The sequence below is a fragment of the Actinomadura sp. GTD37 genome, from assembly GCF_041951365.1.
Lineage (GTDB): Bacteria > Actinomycetota > Actinomycetes > Streptosporangiales > Streptosporangiaceae > Spirillospora.
The window spans coordinates 555,140-568,336 of record NZ_JBGNUS010000003.1 but is presented as its reverse complement, the minus strand read 5'-3'; the positions used below and the strand labels follow the sequence as shown (position 1 = coordinate 568,336).

The following is a 13,197-nucleotide window of genomic DNA, read 5'->3' as shown; positions in this document are numbered from 1 at the left end:
TGCTTCCACGGCCCAGCACCGCCGCCAGGCAGATGCTGGCGGGCGAATCGCAGCAACTGCCGATAGCGTCGGTGTTGGTCGGAGCTTCGGTGTGGCCCAGGGCGGCACCGACAGCGGCGGCAAGCGTGTGCGGTGGGTGTCGACTCGATGACTCCGTCGATCGACTCGGTCAGTACGTTCACGCGGTGCCTCTCCTACAGACGGCAACAGTGTCGATGTGCGCCGGCCCTGGTGGGACACCCAGGCGGAACTGTGATGAGTCACGCCTCAAGGGCGGACGGGCTGCTTATCAAGCCAACAGGTGGGCCAGGGCGGCCCAGCGGCTTGGGAGACGAGTAGGCAAGGCACGTCCGAAGACGGCCAGTATGTCAACGAGTCATCCCGCACCGCCGGACCATCCTGGCAGCGCAGCGGTGGCGGCGGCCGATGCTCGCCACCAGCGGCTGATCACGCGGCTCGGACGAGTCCTATCCGACCAGACCCGTGCACACTCCCGTGCCGCCCTGAGAATTTCCGAGGCAGGCCCTGTACGGGCCCGGGCCAGGGATGGTTAGGGTGTTGTACCACCTGGCCAGCGTCCCGCTGGTGGTGGCCTTCCTGATGGTCCTGATCTTGCCGTAGCGGTCGCGGAGCGAGATCGTGCCGCCCCCGTGAAGGAGACCCTGTCCGTGATAACCGCGTTTCGTGCCCCCGGTGCCGTTGCAGTACCACACCCGGACGATGTCGCGGCTATCCCTGCCTGCCTTCCTGCACGGTGCGGCTGCCGCCGCGGCGGCGGCCGTGGTGGACGTCGAGGCCGCCACGGTGGATGCCGAAGTGGACGCCGCGGTGGACTCGGCAGTGACCTCCTGAGCTATTGCCGCACCGATCAGCGCCACGGTCAGGGCACCGGCCGCCAAGGCACTGATCCTGGCCCCCCGGCCCCGGCGTTCCACGGGTGCTCTCATAAATTTCCGTCTCCTTGTTCGGCTCCTTCTGCGCCGTCAGCTTCGCAGGCCACGGTTTCATCCCAGCTTCATGACGGTGTCACTGCCGAAAACCTCCTCCGGGTAAGTCAAGCGGCATGTTCGTATTCGTTGAGGATTCCGCCCAGACGTTGTCTTCTTCGGACGTTCAGGTGGGCGATGGTCTGGTTCGGTGATCGGTGGAGGCAGTGGCTTCAACGGGCGGGCGTTGGCGATGCCCTGATGAGGCCGATGCTCGTTGTAGAAGGTCTCCGAACTCCCGGAGCGCGTGAAGCAGGTGCCGCTGGTTCCAGATCAACATGCGGTCCAGGCGTTCACGGCGGCAGGTCTGCACCAACCGCTCCATCACCGCGTTCATCCTCGGCATCCGCAACCCCGCTCAGCACCGTCTGGATGGCGGCATCGGCCAGGACAGCGTCGAACAGGTCGGGGAACTTGCCGTCCCGGTCGCGGATCAAGAACCCTGCCCGGCAGCCGGCGTCCTGAAGGTCCATGTTCAGGTTCCGGGCCGCATGGGTCACCCACGCTGCGGTCGGATGAGCGGTGGCGCCCAGAACCCGGGTGCGGCGGATGTGGTGCTCGATGACCGCCAGCACATACATGCGGGCGCCGGTGAGGGTCACGGTCTCCAGGAAGTCGCACGCCAGCAGCGTTTCGGCCTGGGAGCGCAGGAAGCCGGCCCAGGTAGTGGCAGAACGCTCGGGCGCCGGGTCGATGCCGGCCTCCTTGAGGATCTCCCAGACCGTGGAAGGCGCCACCTTGACGCCAAGCATCAGCAACTCGCCGTGCACCCGCCGATAAGCCCAGCTCGGTTCTCCCGCACCAGGCGAAGTACCAGTAGCCGGATGGAACGGACGGTCGGTGGCCGGCCCGTCCGCTTGGGTCTGGGCCGGGCGGCGTGCCCGCCCCCGATCAGGTCCCGGTGCCAGCGCAGTACTGTGTCCGGCCGTACGAGCAGATGCATTCGCCGCAGCTGCGCCTGCCGGAAACTACGTCCGTGCAGGTCATCCCTGAAGGAGCGGGGTCGCCGCCGAGCAAGCCACGCGATCACCAACAGCCCATGGCGGCTCGTTGTCGGCTCGGCGGTTCTGAAACGAATCGGCACGCAGTAACATTGGATAGCAAGGAAATCGGGCAATATGCGGGCGGTTCGGCATGCAATGCCACTGTTTAACCCGTTCCGACACGACAATTTCGGACTTTTAATCCGTAGGTTGTGGGTTCGAGTCCCACGCGACCCACCACCCCTGACCAGGGCGAACGCGAGAATGCCCGGTTTGCCCCCCGCTCGACATGCCCCATTTCGTCCCCGTGGCAGCTCGGTGGCGGCTCGGCGGCTCGATCCGGGCCCTACGTCCACCCTGGTGGCACCTCGAAACCGAGTACTCCTCGCCGGCTCAAAACCGGTCATGTCACCCACAGAACCGCCGGCCAGGGCCGCCGGCGCAGTCAGCAACGCATTTCCGCGGGCATGAATCCGCAGGCTCGCGTCCCGGAGCGGGCCATCGAGCGCTCCCACTAAGGGGCCCTGAAGAGCAGTCGCGATCAAGAACGTGACACTGGCGATGGCACGCCTCTGGCGCGTGGCAGGATTGCCCGGCTCCCGCTCCGAGAACGCGAGGCAGTGCGGATCTGGCCTGAGTCCGTACCTCGGTGAGCCGGCGTTCGCGCCGCTTCGATTGTCGGAGGTCACCGTCATACTCAGAGCCTGTGCACTGCGGAGTCGGCAGTGCCCCTGCCGAAAACCTCGTCCGTGCAGGTCAAGCCGCATGCTCGGACTCGTTGAGGATCCCGCCCAGACGTTGCCGTCTTCGGACGTTCAGGTAGGCGATCTGGTCTGATTCGTTGATCGGCGGCGGCAGCGGCTTCAACGGGCGAGCATTGGCGATGCCCTGATGCGGGCGATGCTCGTTGTAGAAGGTCTCGAACTCGCGGAGAGCGTGGAGCAGGTGCCGCTGGTTCCAGATCAAGGTCCGGTCGAGGAGCTCACGGCGGCAGGTCTGCACCCACCGTTCCGTCAATGCGTTCATCCGGCCCGGGTCGTGGCGGAACGCTCAGGTGCCGGATCAATGCCGGCGTCCTTGAGGATCTCCCAGACGGTAGAGGCGGCTACCTTGATGCCGAGCACCAGCAACTCGCCGTGCACCCGCCGGTAGCCCCAGCCTGGGTTCTCCCGCACCAGTCGAAGTATCAGCCTGCGGATGGAACGGACGGTCGGTGGGCGACCCGGCCGCTTGGGTTTGGATCGGGCGGCGTGCCGGCCCACGATCAGGTCCCGGTGCCAGCGCAACACCGTGTCCGGCCGCACCAGTAACCGCATCCGCCGTAACACGCTGGGACGGAGTCGGTGCAGCAACGCCGCAAGCAGTGCTCGGTCCGGAACGGTGAACCGCACCCGTTCACCGTCGAGTTGCCGCTCCAGCACGGTGATCTGGTGCCGCAGCACCAAAATCTCGGCGTCCTTCTCCCGATCGGTCATCGGCAGGAGACGCAGCATCGCGAACGCGTTCGCCGCGGTCAAGTGGGCCAGTCGCAAGAACACAGCCGCCCATCATCCCGTGACGACCGCCCTGCCGCCGGCTGTTTCGCAGCTGATCAAGCACGGCGCCCGAGCATCCCTCTACGCCTTCCACCTGCGTGGACGTAGTTTTCGGCAGGCACACCGGTCGAATCTGCGGCCAGGGTTCCGTTCTCGGCCTCCCCGTCATGGCGGCCTGGTCAGCGAGGGTCATCGTCACTATCTCGATCGTCCTGTCTCGCCCTGCTTCACATCACTAGGACCCGTTCATCTCATGTCTCACATCAGTCTGACCGCGAGGGCTTCGCCATCGGCCTCGGGTTCGGCCGGTTCGGGCGCAGCGGCCGCGGAGCGGAGCCGGCCGTCAAGGAGAGCGCAGGTTTCGGCGGCGATTCCCGTGGTGGTCCACGCCACCTACTCGACGGCCAAGCTGGACAGGTTGGAACGGGTTGGAACGGGTTGGAACAGGTTGGAACAGGTTGGAACGCCTATGAAGTGAGCCGAGTTTGTCCTCATCGAAGGAGTTAGCGTTCCATGTCAAGAATCATCTCCCTGTCGCTCCTGGGCCTCGCCGCCCTGGCCTCCACCGCGGTGCTGGCCGGTCCCGCTTCCGCGACGTCCCCGCCGACCTGCCAGATCAACCCCTCCACGTCCGGGCCCAGCCCGATCGTCTGCGGCACCTTCCGGGCCGCCTCGACCTACGGCATCCACAACGCCGTGGCCAACGGCCCGTCCACCGGTTACACCTGGACGGTCCCCGCCGGCATCACGTCCTTCAGCGGATGCTCCTTCACCACCGCCTTCTGCGACTTCACCTTCCGCTCCGACGGCAACGACCACGACCTCACCACCAGCGTCCAGATCAACGGCTCCTCCCCCCTCCCGGTCACCGCAGTGATCCCCGCCGTCTGTGGCAGGTTCCTCTGTTGATCCCGCTCCCAGAGGGGGTCCCGAGTGTTCAGAACCTACCTCTGACCTGTGGAAACTCTCGCTCGCCAGGCCGCGCGGGTCCAAGTGATCGCCAACCGGGACGGGCCCGTCGCACCCGCAGACCCGTGGAGCGCGACCGGCTACGCGTTCTGCGCATCCTGACCTGAGGAATCGGGAGTACGAGTTGACCAGCGACCGAGGCCCTGGCGGCGACAGACCAACACCGACCGCTGGGACCAGCACGGCAACACTCACATGAGGAACAGCACATGAATTACCAGAACTCACGGCTTTGCAGGTCGCTCCTAGCCGCCTGCGTCGCCATCGGCACCGTGTGCGCCGGGAGCCTTCTCGCGGCACCGGCCGGAGCTGCCGGCGGTCTCGTCCTGACCAACGCGACATCGCACTTCGACTCCGTGTCGAGCAAGTCGGTCCAGGTGGACTGCCCGGCCGGTATGCAGGTGGTGGGCGGCGGCTCGGACATCCCGTTCTCGGGGGTGTCGGTCGCAAACCGGGTGCGGCTGGTGGAGCTGCGGCCGGTGCACAACAACAACGGTCCCGACGGCTACGTGGCCGTCGCCAAGGAGGTCGACGCGGCGGTGACCGATGACTGGGAACTGGATGTTTACGCGGTCTGTTCCGACCCGATCCCGGGTCTGTACCTGGCTGGTGGCAGCGGCCCGGCCGGGTCCGCCACGGTGCAGTCGGCCGACGCCGTCTGCGCGCCGGGCAGCGTGGCGCTCGGCGGTGGCGGCCTGGTGCGCAACGCGGGCTTCCAGGCCGACCTGCGAACGGTGGCCCCCAGCCAGACCGGGGATCGGTTCACCGCGGTGGGCGGCGAGGACGTCGACGGGTACGACAAATCCTGGTCGATGGTCGCCTACGCCATCTGCGCGCCGCGGCCGCCGGGCTACCAGATCCACGTCGAGACCAACCCCGGCAGTCCCACCGCCTCGCGGAAGGCGTTTACCTCGAACTGCCCCGTAGGCACGCGACTGCGCGGCTCGGGCGTGGCGACCGATCCGACCGCCGGGGGCGGCATCGGCTTGGAGCAGGTCTTCCCGCAGACCCAACTCACCGCGACCCAGGCCCTCGCGGTCGCGACCGAACCCATCACGGCCGACTGGGGACCCATCCAGGTCTTCGCCATCTGCGCGACCTGAGCCAGGAGCCCGAGCCGACCGGTGCCGCCCACTGGGCACCGGCCGGCTCCGGCAGGACCACCCGCGGGTGTGCCCAGTTGACTGGACACACCCGATCCAGGCGCTCAGGGTGTCCACACCTCGGGGGGAGGACCCGTTCCCGTCCTCTCCCTTCGCGAGCACCTCGAGGTTTGCACCGGTGTGGGACCGGGGAATCGGCGGGCCGTTCCAAGGGACGTCCCGCTAGGACTTCCAGCGCCGTTAGGTGTTCTGCCCTGACAGGTTGCTGACGCGGCTGGCGGGTGGGTGTCCGCCCAGTGCGGTGTGTGGGCGGTGATGGTTGTAGGTGTGCAGCCAGGGGTCAAGGGCGGCGCGGCCCGACAGCCACCTGACGGGTCGATGGGACCGTTGACCGGAAATGAGAACACGTTACAGTTCTGCCATGACCGCAGTCACATGGGACGCGCCGGACAGTGACCACCCTGCGCGCCGGGCAGTACGCGCGGCGATGGGCGCGGCCGCCGGCGGGCGCAAGCAGGAGTGGCTCGCGCTGTTCGGCCCGGACGCCGTCATCGAGGACCCCGTCGGCCCCTCGATGCTCGATCCCGAGGGCAAGGGGCACCGGGGGCCGGACGGGATCGAGCGGTTCTGGGACGAGAACATCGCTCAGGTGCGCAAGTTCCACTTCCGGGTGAGCGACTCGTTCGCCAACGGCCCCGCCTGCGCCAACGTCGTCACCATTACCGCGACGCTGGACGGCGGGACCACCATGACGATCGACTGCCTGACGGTCTACACGGTCGATGACGACGGCCTGATCACATCGTTTCGCGCCCACTGGGAACCGGATCGCGTGATGGCCACCCTGACCTCGCCGTAGGGCGTGGGGAACCCGGCATCGGGCTGTGCGCGCTTACCCAGGACGGCAGTGGCTCCCAACACTGGCGTCGTACTGGACAGCGCCGAACCGACGGTCGTGCTCGCGGTCATGCTCACCGCAATCTTCGCCCCGCGCCCCGCGGTGAACGAGCGCACCTTTCGGCTGCTGCGCTGAATGACCGGCCACCCGGAACCGGCCCGCCCAGCCCCTCGGCCGACCGCGGCGGCCGAACCGCCCGATGCCGCGGCCACCCCGGTGGCTCCGCAGCCGTTCCCGTCCGCGGGCCTCGGCGACCCGGCAGCCATAGCGCGGGCCGGCCGGAGAGCCGGAACGGCCGGAGAGGCTCCGGGATAAGAGGTCGTAACAGATTCAGCGGCCGAGGCTGTCCCTGCCGAACTTCGTCCGCGCAGGTCAAGCGGCATGCTCGTACTCGTTGAGGATGCCGCCCAGCTGTTGCCTTCTTCGGACGTTCAGGTGGGTGATCTGGTCTGGTTCGGTGATCGGCGGAGGCAGCGGCTGCAACGGGCGCGCGTTGGCGATGCCCTGGTGAGGCCGATGCTCGTTGTAGAAGGTCTCGAACTCGCGGAGGGCGTGGAGCAGGTGCTCCTGGTTCCAGATCGAGTCCGGTCGAGGAGCTCGCGGCGGCAGGTCTGCACCCACCGTTCCACCACCGCGTTCGTTCTCGGCATCCGCACCCCCGTGAGCGCCGTCTGGATTCCGGCATCGGCCAGGACGGCGTCGAACAGGTCGGGGAACTTGCCGTCCCGGTCGCGGATCAGGAACCGTGCCCGGCAGCCGGCGTCCTCCAGATCCATGACCAGGTTCCTCGCCGCCTGGGTCACCCGCGCTGCGGCCGGGTGGGCGATGGCGCCCAGAACCCGGACACGGCGGGTGTGGTGCTCGATGACCGCCAGCACGTACATGCGGGCGCCGGTAAGAGTCACGGTCTCCAGGAAGTCACGCGCCAGCAGCGCCTCGGCCTGGGAACGCAGGAACCCCGCCCGGGTGGTGGCGGAACGCTCGGGCGCCGGACCGACACTGGCGTCCTTGAGGATCTCCCAAACCGTGGAAGGCGGCGACCTTGACGCCGAGCACCAGCAGCTCACCGTGCACCCGCCGGTAGCCCCAGCCCGGGTTCTCCTGCACCAGCCGCAGTACCAGCGTGCGGATGGAGCGGACGGTCGGTGGACGGCCCGGCCGCTTGGGTTTCGAGCGGGCAGCGTGCCGGCCCGCGATCAGGTCACGGTGCCAGCGCAACACCGTGTCCGGCCGCACCAGTAACCGCATCTGCCGTAACACGCTGGGACGGAGTCGGTGCAGCAGCGCCGCAAGCAGTGCTCGGTCGGGGACGGTGAACCGCACCCGTTCGCCGTCGAGCTGGCTCCAGCACGGTGATCTGGTGCCGCAGCACCAAAGATCTCGGCGTCCTTCTCCCGATCGGTCATCGGCAGGAGACACATAACCGCGAAGGCGCTCGCCGCGGTCAAGTAGGCCAGTCGCAAGAACACAGCCGCCCATCATCCCGCGGCGACCGCCTCGCCGCCGCCTGTTTCGCAGCTCATCAAGCGCGGCACCCGAGCACCCCTCTACGCCTTTCACCTGCGTGGACGCATTTTTCGGCAAGCGCAGGCCCCGCCCAAGACCTCCTCCACCGTCTCCTGCGTGATCGCCAGCCGAGACAGCTGATCCTCCTCGACCTCCAGCCGTGACTCCAACCCGGCGATCTGCTCGCGGATCTCCTCGATCCGCTGCCGGACCCCGGCCTCACGCCGCGCCAGTTCATCCAGCAACGAACCCATCGCCGCACCCGCCTCACCACGCTGCACCCACAGTAAAAGACAGTCACGCGATCAACCAGCCACAACCACGAACACCCAGGTCAGACACTCACTCAGAACGAGCTACACCCATCGGCTTTCGTGCGCGAGGCGGTCGGCGAGGAGGCGCCGCGGGCCGGCGCCCTCATTGCCGAGCCGATCATCACGGTTGCGAAGGACGCACTTGTCGATGGACAGGCAGCCGCAGCCGATGCAGTCGGTCAGGTCGTCCCGCAGGCGGGTGAGCTGGTCGATGCGGGTATCGAGTTCGGTACGCCATTTCGCGGACAAGCGAGCCCAGTCCTCGCGGGTCGGGGTCCGCCCCTCGGGGAGTTCGGCCAGGGCCTCCCCGGCCATGCGCAGCGGGATGCCGACCCGCTGCGCCACCCGGACGAAGGAGACCCGGCGCAGCGTGTCCCGGGAGTAGCGGCGCTGGTTGCCCGCGGTTCTGCGGCTGTGGATGAGTCCCTTCTCCTCGTAGAAGTGCAGGGCGGTCACCGGGACGCCCGAGCGCGCGGCGAGTTGCCCGACGCTGAGTTCCTTGAGGTCGAAGGCCGGCTTCTTCATCATGTCACCCTAGGACTTGACCTCGTCCATAGTCGAGGTTTCATGCTTGGTCGGGTGACGAGGACTCATTCGATCGCCGCATCGCAAACGACCGACCTGGCAGGGCACCGGGAATGGCTCGGGCTCGCCGTGCTCGCGCTTCCCGCTCTCCTCGCCTCCCTCGAACTGACCGTGACGCACCTGGCGCTGCCGACCATCGGGAGGGACCTGAGGGCAGAGGGCGTCGAGCTGCTGTGGATCGTGGACATCTACGCGCTCCTGCTCGCCGGATCGCTGATCACGATGGGCACGCTGGGCGACCGGATCGGGCGCCGCCGGCTGCTGCTGATCGGTGCCGGCGCCTACGGTGTGGTCTCGGTGCTCGCCGCTCACGCGCCCAGCGTCGAAGCGCTCATCGTGTTCCGCGCGCTGATGGGCGTCGCGGGCTCGACCTTGATGCCGTCCGTTCTGTCCCTGGTCGCCGCTATGTTCCGCGACCCGCGGCAGCGCACGGTCGCGATCGGAGTGATCATCGCCAGCGTTTCGGGGGGAACCGCGATCGGCCCGCTGGTGGGCGGGTGGCTGCTGGAGCGCCTCTGGTGGGGCTCGGTGTTCCTCCTGGGTGTGCCGGTGATGCTGCTACTGCTGCTGGTGGGGCCGATACTGCTGCCCGAGCAGCGCGACCCTCGCACGCGACGGCTGGACCTGAAGAGCGCGGCCCTGTCGATGCTCGCGGTGCTCCCGGCGGTCCACGGGCTCAAACGGATCGCCGCCGACGGCCCCGGCTGGCTGCCCGTGCTGTCGGTGGCGGCCGCTCTGGTGTTCGCCGCCGTGTTCGTGCGCAGGCAGCTCACGCTGGCCGAACCGCTGGTCGACCTGAGGCTGTTCACCGGGCGCGCGTTCAGTACCGCGGCGGGGACGCTGGCACTCGGCATCTTCGTCCTGTGGGGAGCCAATTACGCCATCGCGCAGTACCTGCAACTCGTCTGCGGGTTCTCCCCGCTGGAGGCGGGCCTGTGGACGGCCCCCTCGGCAGTCGGGGTCATCGCCGGATCGCTGCTGGCCTCCAGGATCGTCCACCGAATCGGTGCGGGGACGGTCATCGGCGCCGGGCTGGCGCTCGCGGCCGTCGGCTTCGGTGTGCTCACACAGGTCGGCGGGGCCGGTGGCCTCGCGGTCCTGGTCACCGGGTCCGTTGTCGTCTCCGCCGGCCTCGGCCCGATGATGACCCTCGCCACGGACCTGATCATCGGCGCGGTCCCGCCCGAACGGACCGGCGCGGCTTCAGCGATCTCCTCAACGGCGCCGCAGCTGGGCGGAGCGCTCGGCATCGCCGTCCTGGGCAGCGTCATCACCGCGGTCTACCAGGGCGAGATGAACGGCGCCGTTCCGGCCGGTGTGCCCGCCGGGGCGACGTCCGCCGCGCGGCAGGACCTCGGCGGTGCCGTCGCGGCATCCGCGCGGCTTCCCGATGGGCTCGCGGCCGAGCTGCTCGGCACAGCCCGGGAGGCGTTCACCCAGGGATTCCACCTCAGCGCGGCCGCCAGCGCCGTCCTGATGGGGTGTACGGCCGTCCTCGTCGTGGTCCGGCTCCGGCACGTCCGAGCGGGTTCGTAGCCGAAGCACACAAGCCACACATCTTCCCTTGCCCGACAGACCTGAGATGGAGAGATACGCATGCGTGATGAACGGCTACGACTGGCGGTAATCGTCGGCAGCATCCGGGAAGCCCGGTTCTGCACCACCGTGGCAAGGTGGTTCACCGGTCGGGCCGAACACCGCCGGGAACTCGCGATAGAGATCATCGACCTGGCCGAAACCCCCTTGCCGAACAGCCAGCAGGGTCGTTCTGTGTCCGAAGGCGTCTACGACTCCGCCCCGGTACGCGAACTGGCCGCCCGAATCGGCGCGGCGGACGCCATCGTCGTGGTCACACCGGAGTACAACCACGGTTACCCCGGCCCGTTGAAACTCGCAATCGACTCCATCTATCCGGAGTGGCACGCGAAACCGATCGGCTTCGTCTCCTACGGCGGTGTCTCCGGTGGACTACGGGCGGTCGAACAGCTTCGTCCGGTATTCGCGGAACTCCACGCGGTCACCGTCCGGAACACCGTGAGTTTCCATTCGGCCCACACTCGGTTCGACGCAGACGGGAACCCCAAGGATCCAGACACCGCGAACGCCGCGGCGACCGCTCTACTCGACCAGTTGACCTGGTGGGCTCACGTACTCCGCGATGCTCGCACCGCCCGCCCCTATCCCGCCTGATCGCCGCCCCGAACCAGTCTTGCTGCGCACCCTGGCCACCTCACCAGCGAGTTCGATCTTCTTGAATCGCGGCAGCAGGGTCTCGAACATGAGGCGAACCTCCATGCGGGCGAGCCTGTTGCCAAGGCAGAAATGGGGCCCGCCCTTCCCGAAGGTGACATGGTCGTTGGGGCGGCGGGTGACGTCGGAATCGTAAGGGTTGACGAAAACGTCCTCATCGCGGTTGGCCGACGCGAACCACATCACCACCTTGTCACCCTGCCGGATGCGCCGGCCTCGCAGTTCGACGTCGCGTGTGGCGGTGCGCCGGAAATGGTAGACAGGCAGGCCCAGCGCAGCATCTCTTCGACGGCCGCTTGGGTCAGGCACAGTGCGTCATCGCAGGTATTGAGGAACACCGTCGGCGGATCGTCAAGGGACAGATCCGACAGCCTGATAGCGAACTCCCGGCAGCCCTGGTTTTCATGGCGATATACCAGCAGCTCCGCACCCGATTCGCCCTAGCGGTCCGCCGGATATGTCAGATACAGGCTCTCCAGCCTGCAGAGTGGATTGACCTGCCGCCACGAGGTCGTCGCGTCGGCCGATCAGCTTGTAGGCTTCGACAAGTGCGGGCGGAAGCCTTACCCCGAGCCGATGCTCTGTCTCCAGCAGCTCGGCCTCACCGTAACCGTCGTTCTCCCGCACGGGTGTTGCCCACTGCGCTTGCCCTCTGGCAGGTCGTCAGGTAGGACGAGGAGCGCAGGCTCTCGATCACGCAGCCGATACCGCAGCATCCGAGCCGAGGCGTCCAGGCGGCCGACCACCCTGCCGATGCGGACTCCTGCTGATCGCCCGGCACCGCATACGGACTGGACCGGGTTGCGGCCCCAGACAGGACGCCAGCGCCGGGCCAAAACACGGGCCGCGGTCTCGGTTAGTGACGGGCACCAAGCACGCGGTACGCAGCAGGTGTGTCGCGGTCTGCTCGGCTGAGCGGTGCGCGAATTTGGGCACCACAGAGGTGGCTGGGCCCCGGGCCCCTGCCGCTAAAAAGAGGCCCCGTCCTCTTGGCCCAGGATCTCGGGGGTCCGCAGCGTGCATCATCGGTTGATGCACTTTCGTCGCGGGGCGATGCACCGCCGCCACTTGTCCTTTGCTGGGATCCCCTTATGATCATTCGATGCCGCATCCATCGATTCGCCTCTCCGCCTGTGCGGCGGCGCTTCTCGCGGTCACCTGCGCGTGCGGCACGGCCGACAAGGCGGCTGCCGATCGAAGCGCGTCCCCAATGAACCAGCCGACAGCACCGGCCGACACTGACCGCATGGAGCGGGCGCTGGGGCCGATCCCAGCAGCGCAGTCGGACGAGGCGCTCCGATACGGGCCGATAACGGACCCCTATCAGCAGCTCATGGACAGAGTCGCCGAAGGTAAGGCGTGGCCGTCCGAGCCTTGCGCTAAGAAGACGATGCTGCCCGGCCGTATCCAGCAACTCGGCGAGCAGGCCCGCTTCTCACCCGCAGCGCTGGCCATATGATTCGAGCGCGGGCGCCCCGTCGGAGAATGTCGCCTGCACCTGTGCGCCTTCGGCGAACGAAAACACGGTCAGGAAGTTGACGTTCCAGAACACGCTGAACGCCCGGGCCGGACGAGGTTTTCGGCAGGGACAATGTCGGTGGCAAGTGATTAGGTGCCGGGTATGAGCGGATGGCCCGGCACCGAAGATTTCGCATGGATCCGTGACCCCTGGCTGGGCTCGGGGACAAGCTTCACCTTCGTCGAGGACGATGACGTCGAGCGGGTGGCCGGCCGGTTCGGCGGGCGTCTGGACGACGCGTTCAGCGTTGGGGGAGCGGTGCCGTTGGTGGAGGCGCTGGCGGTCGTCGACCAGCGCCTAGCGGGTTCCCGCTTCGGTGAAGGCCCGCCGATGGCACTGTTCGGGCACCGGGACGGGTGGGTGCTGGGGTTCGACGACACCAGTGCCGAATTCGTCCACGACCCGGCCATGGAACGGGCTTCGCAAGAGAGTGCGCAGACTCCCGTGTGCGGCGGCGGGCCGAACCTGTAAAAGGGGAGGAGGCGGTGCGCCTGGGCCTGGACCGACACCGCCGACCCCGCACTTTGCTGAAAACTCCGTCCGTACAGG

General features: G+C 67.7%; 17 protein-coding genes, 1 tRNA gene and 1 pseudogene. 10 read left to right on the top strand and 9 right to left on the bottom strand.

The genetic code is table 11. The annotated features are described in order from the left end of the window. The first annotated feature begins 693 nt into the window (after positions 1 to 693). Positions 694 to 852, top strand: coding sequence for a hypothetical protein (locus tag ACA511_RS21050; RefSeq protein ID WP_375026147.1), 159 nt, complete (start codon positions 694 to 696; stop codon positions 850 to 852). Positions 853 to 1,279: 427 nt separating this feature from the next. Here ACA511_RS21050 and ACA511_RS21045 read toward each other — a convergent pair whose 3' ends face one another. Beyond that, entirely contained in the window at positions 1,280 to 1,756 is a 477-nt protein-coding gene (locus tag ACA511_RS21045) for a hypothetical protein (protein ID WP_375026145.1), read from the bottom strand. Positions 1,757 to 2,108: 352 nt separating this feature from the next. On the opposite strand from ACA511_RS21045, the gene ACA511_RS21040 reads away from it, so the two are divergent. Next, positions 2,109 to 2,209: transfer RNA gene (locus tag ACA511_RS21040), tRNA-Ser, on the top strand. 516 nt (positions 2,210 to 2,725) lie between these two features. Here ACA511_RS21040 and ACA511_RS21035 read toward each other — a convergent pair. Both ACA511_RS21035 and ACA511_RS21030 read right to left on the bottom strand, forming a co-directional pair. Then, positions 2,726 to 2,995, bottom strand: coding sequence for an integrase core domain-containing protein (locus ACA511_RS21035; protein WP_375026143.1), 270 nt, complete (start codon positions 2,993 to 2,995; stop codon positions 2,726 to 2,728). After that, entirely contained in the window at positions 2,992 to 3,507 is a 516-nt protein-coding gene (locus ACA511_RS21030; RefSeq protein ID WP_375026142.1) for a hypothetical protein, read from the bottom strand. Before ACA511_RS21030 ends, ACA511_RS21035 begins: the two co-directional genes overlap by 4 nt. Positions 3,508 to 4,017: 510 nt before the next feature. On the opposite strand from ACA511_RS21030, the gene ACA511_RS21025 reads away from it, so the two are divergent. Then, positions 4,018 to 4,413 carry a hypothetical protein gene (locus ACA511_RS21025; protein WP_375026141.1) on the top strand — a complete coding sequence of 132 codons (396 nt, stop codon included), beginning with the start codon at positions 4,018 to 4,020 and terminating at the stop codon, positions 4,411 to 4,413. A 269-nt stretch (positions 4,414 to 4,682) separates the two neighbouring features. Next, a complete protein-coding gene (locus ACA511_RS21020; RefSeq protein WP_360618192.1) occupies positions 4,683 to 5,576 on the top strand; it encodes a hypothetical protein in 894 nt (297 codons plus the stop codon). Between the two features lie 240 nt (positions 5,577 to 5,816). On the opposite strand, the pseudogene ACA511_RS21015 reads toward ACA511_RS21020, so the two are convergent. Next, positions 5,817 to 5,930, bottom strand: a pseudogene (locus ACA511_RS21015) (integrase core domain-containing protein); the annotation flags it as partial. 67 nt (positions 5,931 to 5,997) lie between these two features. Between ACA511_RS21015 and ACA511_RS21010 the strand changes: the two are divergent. Next, positions 5,998 to 6,435, top strand: a complete 438-nt coding sequence (locus ACA511_RS21010; RefSeq protein WP_375026139.1) for a nuclear transport factor 2 family protein — start codon at positions 5,998 to 6,000, stop codon at positions 6,433 to 6,435. Between the two features lie 48 nt (positions 6,436 to 6,483). Beyond that, positions 6,484 to 6,609 carry a hypothetical protein gene (locus ACA511_RS21005; protein ID WP_375026138.1) on the top strand — a complete coding sequence of 42 codons (126 nt, stop codon included), beginning with the start codon at positions 6,484 to 6,486 and terminating at the stop codon, positions 6,607 to 6,609. Positions 6,610 to 6,905: 296 nt separating this feature from the next. On the opposite strand, the gene ACA511_RS21000 is transcribed toward ACA511_RS21005, so the two are convergent. From ACA511_RS21000 to soxR, 4 genes are all read right to left on the bottom strand, one after another. Further along, on the bottom strand, positions 6,906 to 7,379 hold the full coding sequence (locus tag ACA511_RS21000; RefSeq protein WP_375026137.1) for a hypothetical protein: 474 nt from the start codon (positions 7,377 to 7,379) through the stop codon (positions 6,906 to 6,908). A gap of 13 nt (positions 7,380 to 7,392) precedes the next feature. Further along, the gene (locus tag ACA511_RS20995; RefSeq protein ID WP_375026136.1) at positions 7,393 to 7,797 is read right to left on the bottom strand and encodes a helix-turn-helix domain-containing protein; all 405 of its coding nucleotides are present in this window, start codon (positions 7,795 to 7,797) and stop codon (positions 7,393 to 7,395) included. Between the two features lie 233 nt (positions 7,798 to 8,030). Then, positions 8,031 to 8,234 carry a hypothetical protein gene (locus tag ACA511_RS20990; RefSeq protein WP_375026134.1) on the bottom strand — a complete coding sequence of 68 codons (204 nt, stop codon included), beginning with the start codon at positions 8,232 to 8,234 and terminating at the stop codon, positions 8,031 to 8,033. A gap of 102 nt (positions 8,235 to 8,336) precedes the next feature. Then, complete coding sequence (soxR, locus tag ACA511_RS20985) at positions 8,337 to 8,819, bottom strand: redox-sensitive transcriptional activator SoxR (RefSeq protein WP_375026133.1); 483 nt, start codon at positions 8,817 to 8,819, stop codon at positions 8,337 to 8,339. A gap of 54 nt (positions 8,820 to 8,873) precedes the next feature. Here soxR and ACA511_RS20980 point away from each other — a divergent pair, with 54 nt between their 5' ends. Together ACA511_RS20980 and ACA511_RS20975 are read left to right on the top strand one after the other, a co-directional pair. Further along, on the top strand, positions 8,874 to 10,415 hold the full coding sequence (locus ACA511_RS20980; protein ID WP_375026132.1) for an MFS transporter: 1,542 nt from the start codon (positions 8,874 to 8,876) through the stop codon (positions 10,413 to 10,415). Positions 10,416 to 10,475: 60 nt separating this feature from the next. After that, positions 10,476 to 11,069 carry an NADPH-dependent FMN reductase gene (locus ACA511_RS20975; protein ID WP_375026131.1) on the top strand — a complete coding sequence of 198 codons (594 nt, stop codon included), beginning with the start codon at positions 10,476 to 10,478 and terminating at the stop codon, positions 11,067 to 11,069. Here ACA511_RS20975 and ACA511_RS20970 read toward each other — a convergent pair. Then, the gene (locus ACA511_RS20970; protein ID WP_375026130.1) at positions 10,998 to 11,438 is read right to left on the bottom strand and encodes a cytochrome P450; all 441 of its coding nucleotides are present in this window, start codon (positions 11,436 to 11,438) and stop codon (positions 10,998 to 11,000) included. The two genes, ACA511_RS20975 and ACA511_RS20970, sit on opposite strands and share 72 nt — an antisense overlap. 793 nt (positions 11,439 to 12,231) lie before the next feature. Between ACA511_RS20970 and ACA511_RS20965 the strand changes: the two genes are divergently transcribed. Together ACA511_RS20965 and ACA511_RS20960 are read left to right on the top strand one after the other, a co-directional pair. Next, the gene (locus tag ACA511_RS20965) at positions 12,232 to 12,588 is read left to right on the top strand and encodes a hypothetical protein (RefSeq protein ID WP_375026129.1); all 357 of its coding nucleotides are present in this window, start codon (positions 12,232 to 12,234) and stop codon (positions 12,586 to 12,588) included. A gap of 162 nt (positions 12,589 to 12,750) precedes the next feature. After that, a complete protein-coding gene (locus tag ACA511_RS20960; protein ID WP_375026128.1) occupies positions 12,751 to 13,119 on the top strand; it encodes a hypothetical protein in 369 nt (122 codons plus the stop codon). The last annotated feature ends 78 nt before the right edge of the window (positions 13,120 to 13,197 follow it).

Bases quoted from the DNA above. Each gene is read 5' to 3' on its own strand.
- ACA511_RS21035 (WP_375026143.1), bottom strand. From the start codon at position 2,995: ATGAACGCATTGACGGAACGGTGGGTGCAGACCTGCCGCCGTGAGCTC.
- ACA511_RS21025 (WP_375026141.1), top strand. From the start codon at position 4,018: ATGTCAAGAATCATCTCCCTGTCGCTCCTGGGCCTCGCCGCCCTGGCC.
- ACA511_RS21020 (WP_360618192.1), top strand. From the start codon at position 4,683: ATGAATTACCAGAACTCACGGCTTTGCAGGTCGCTCCTAGCCGCCTGC.
- ACA511_RS21010 (WP_375026139.1), top strand. From the start codon at position 5,998: ATGACCGCAGTCACATGGGACGCGCCGGACAGTGACCACCCTGCGCGC.
- ACA511_RS20990 (WP_375026134.1), bottom strand. From the start codon at position 8,234: ATGGGTTCGTTGCTGGATGAACTGGCGCGGCGTGAGGCCGGGGTCCGG.
- soxR (WP_375026133.1), bottom strand. From the start codon at position 8,819: ATGAAGAAGCCGGCCTTCGACCTCAAGGAACTCAGCGTCGGGCAACTC.
- ACA511_RS20975 (WP_375026131.1), top strand. From the start codon at position 10,476: ATGCGTGATGAACGGCTACGACTGGCGGTAATCGTCGGCAGCATCCGG.
- ACA511_RS20965 (WP_375026129.1), top strand. From the start codon at position 12,232: ATGCCGCATCCATCGATTCGCCTCTCCGCCTGTGCGGCGGCGCTTCTC.
- ACA511_RS20960 (WP_375026128.1), top strand. From the start codon at position 12,751: ATGAGCGGATGGCCCGGCACCGAAGATTTCGCATGGATCCGTGACCCC.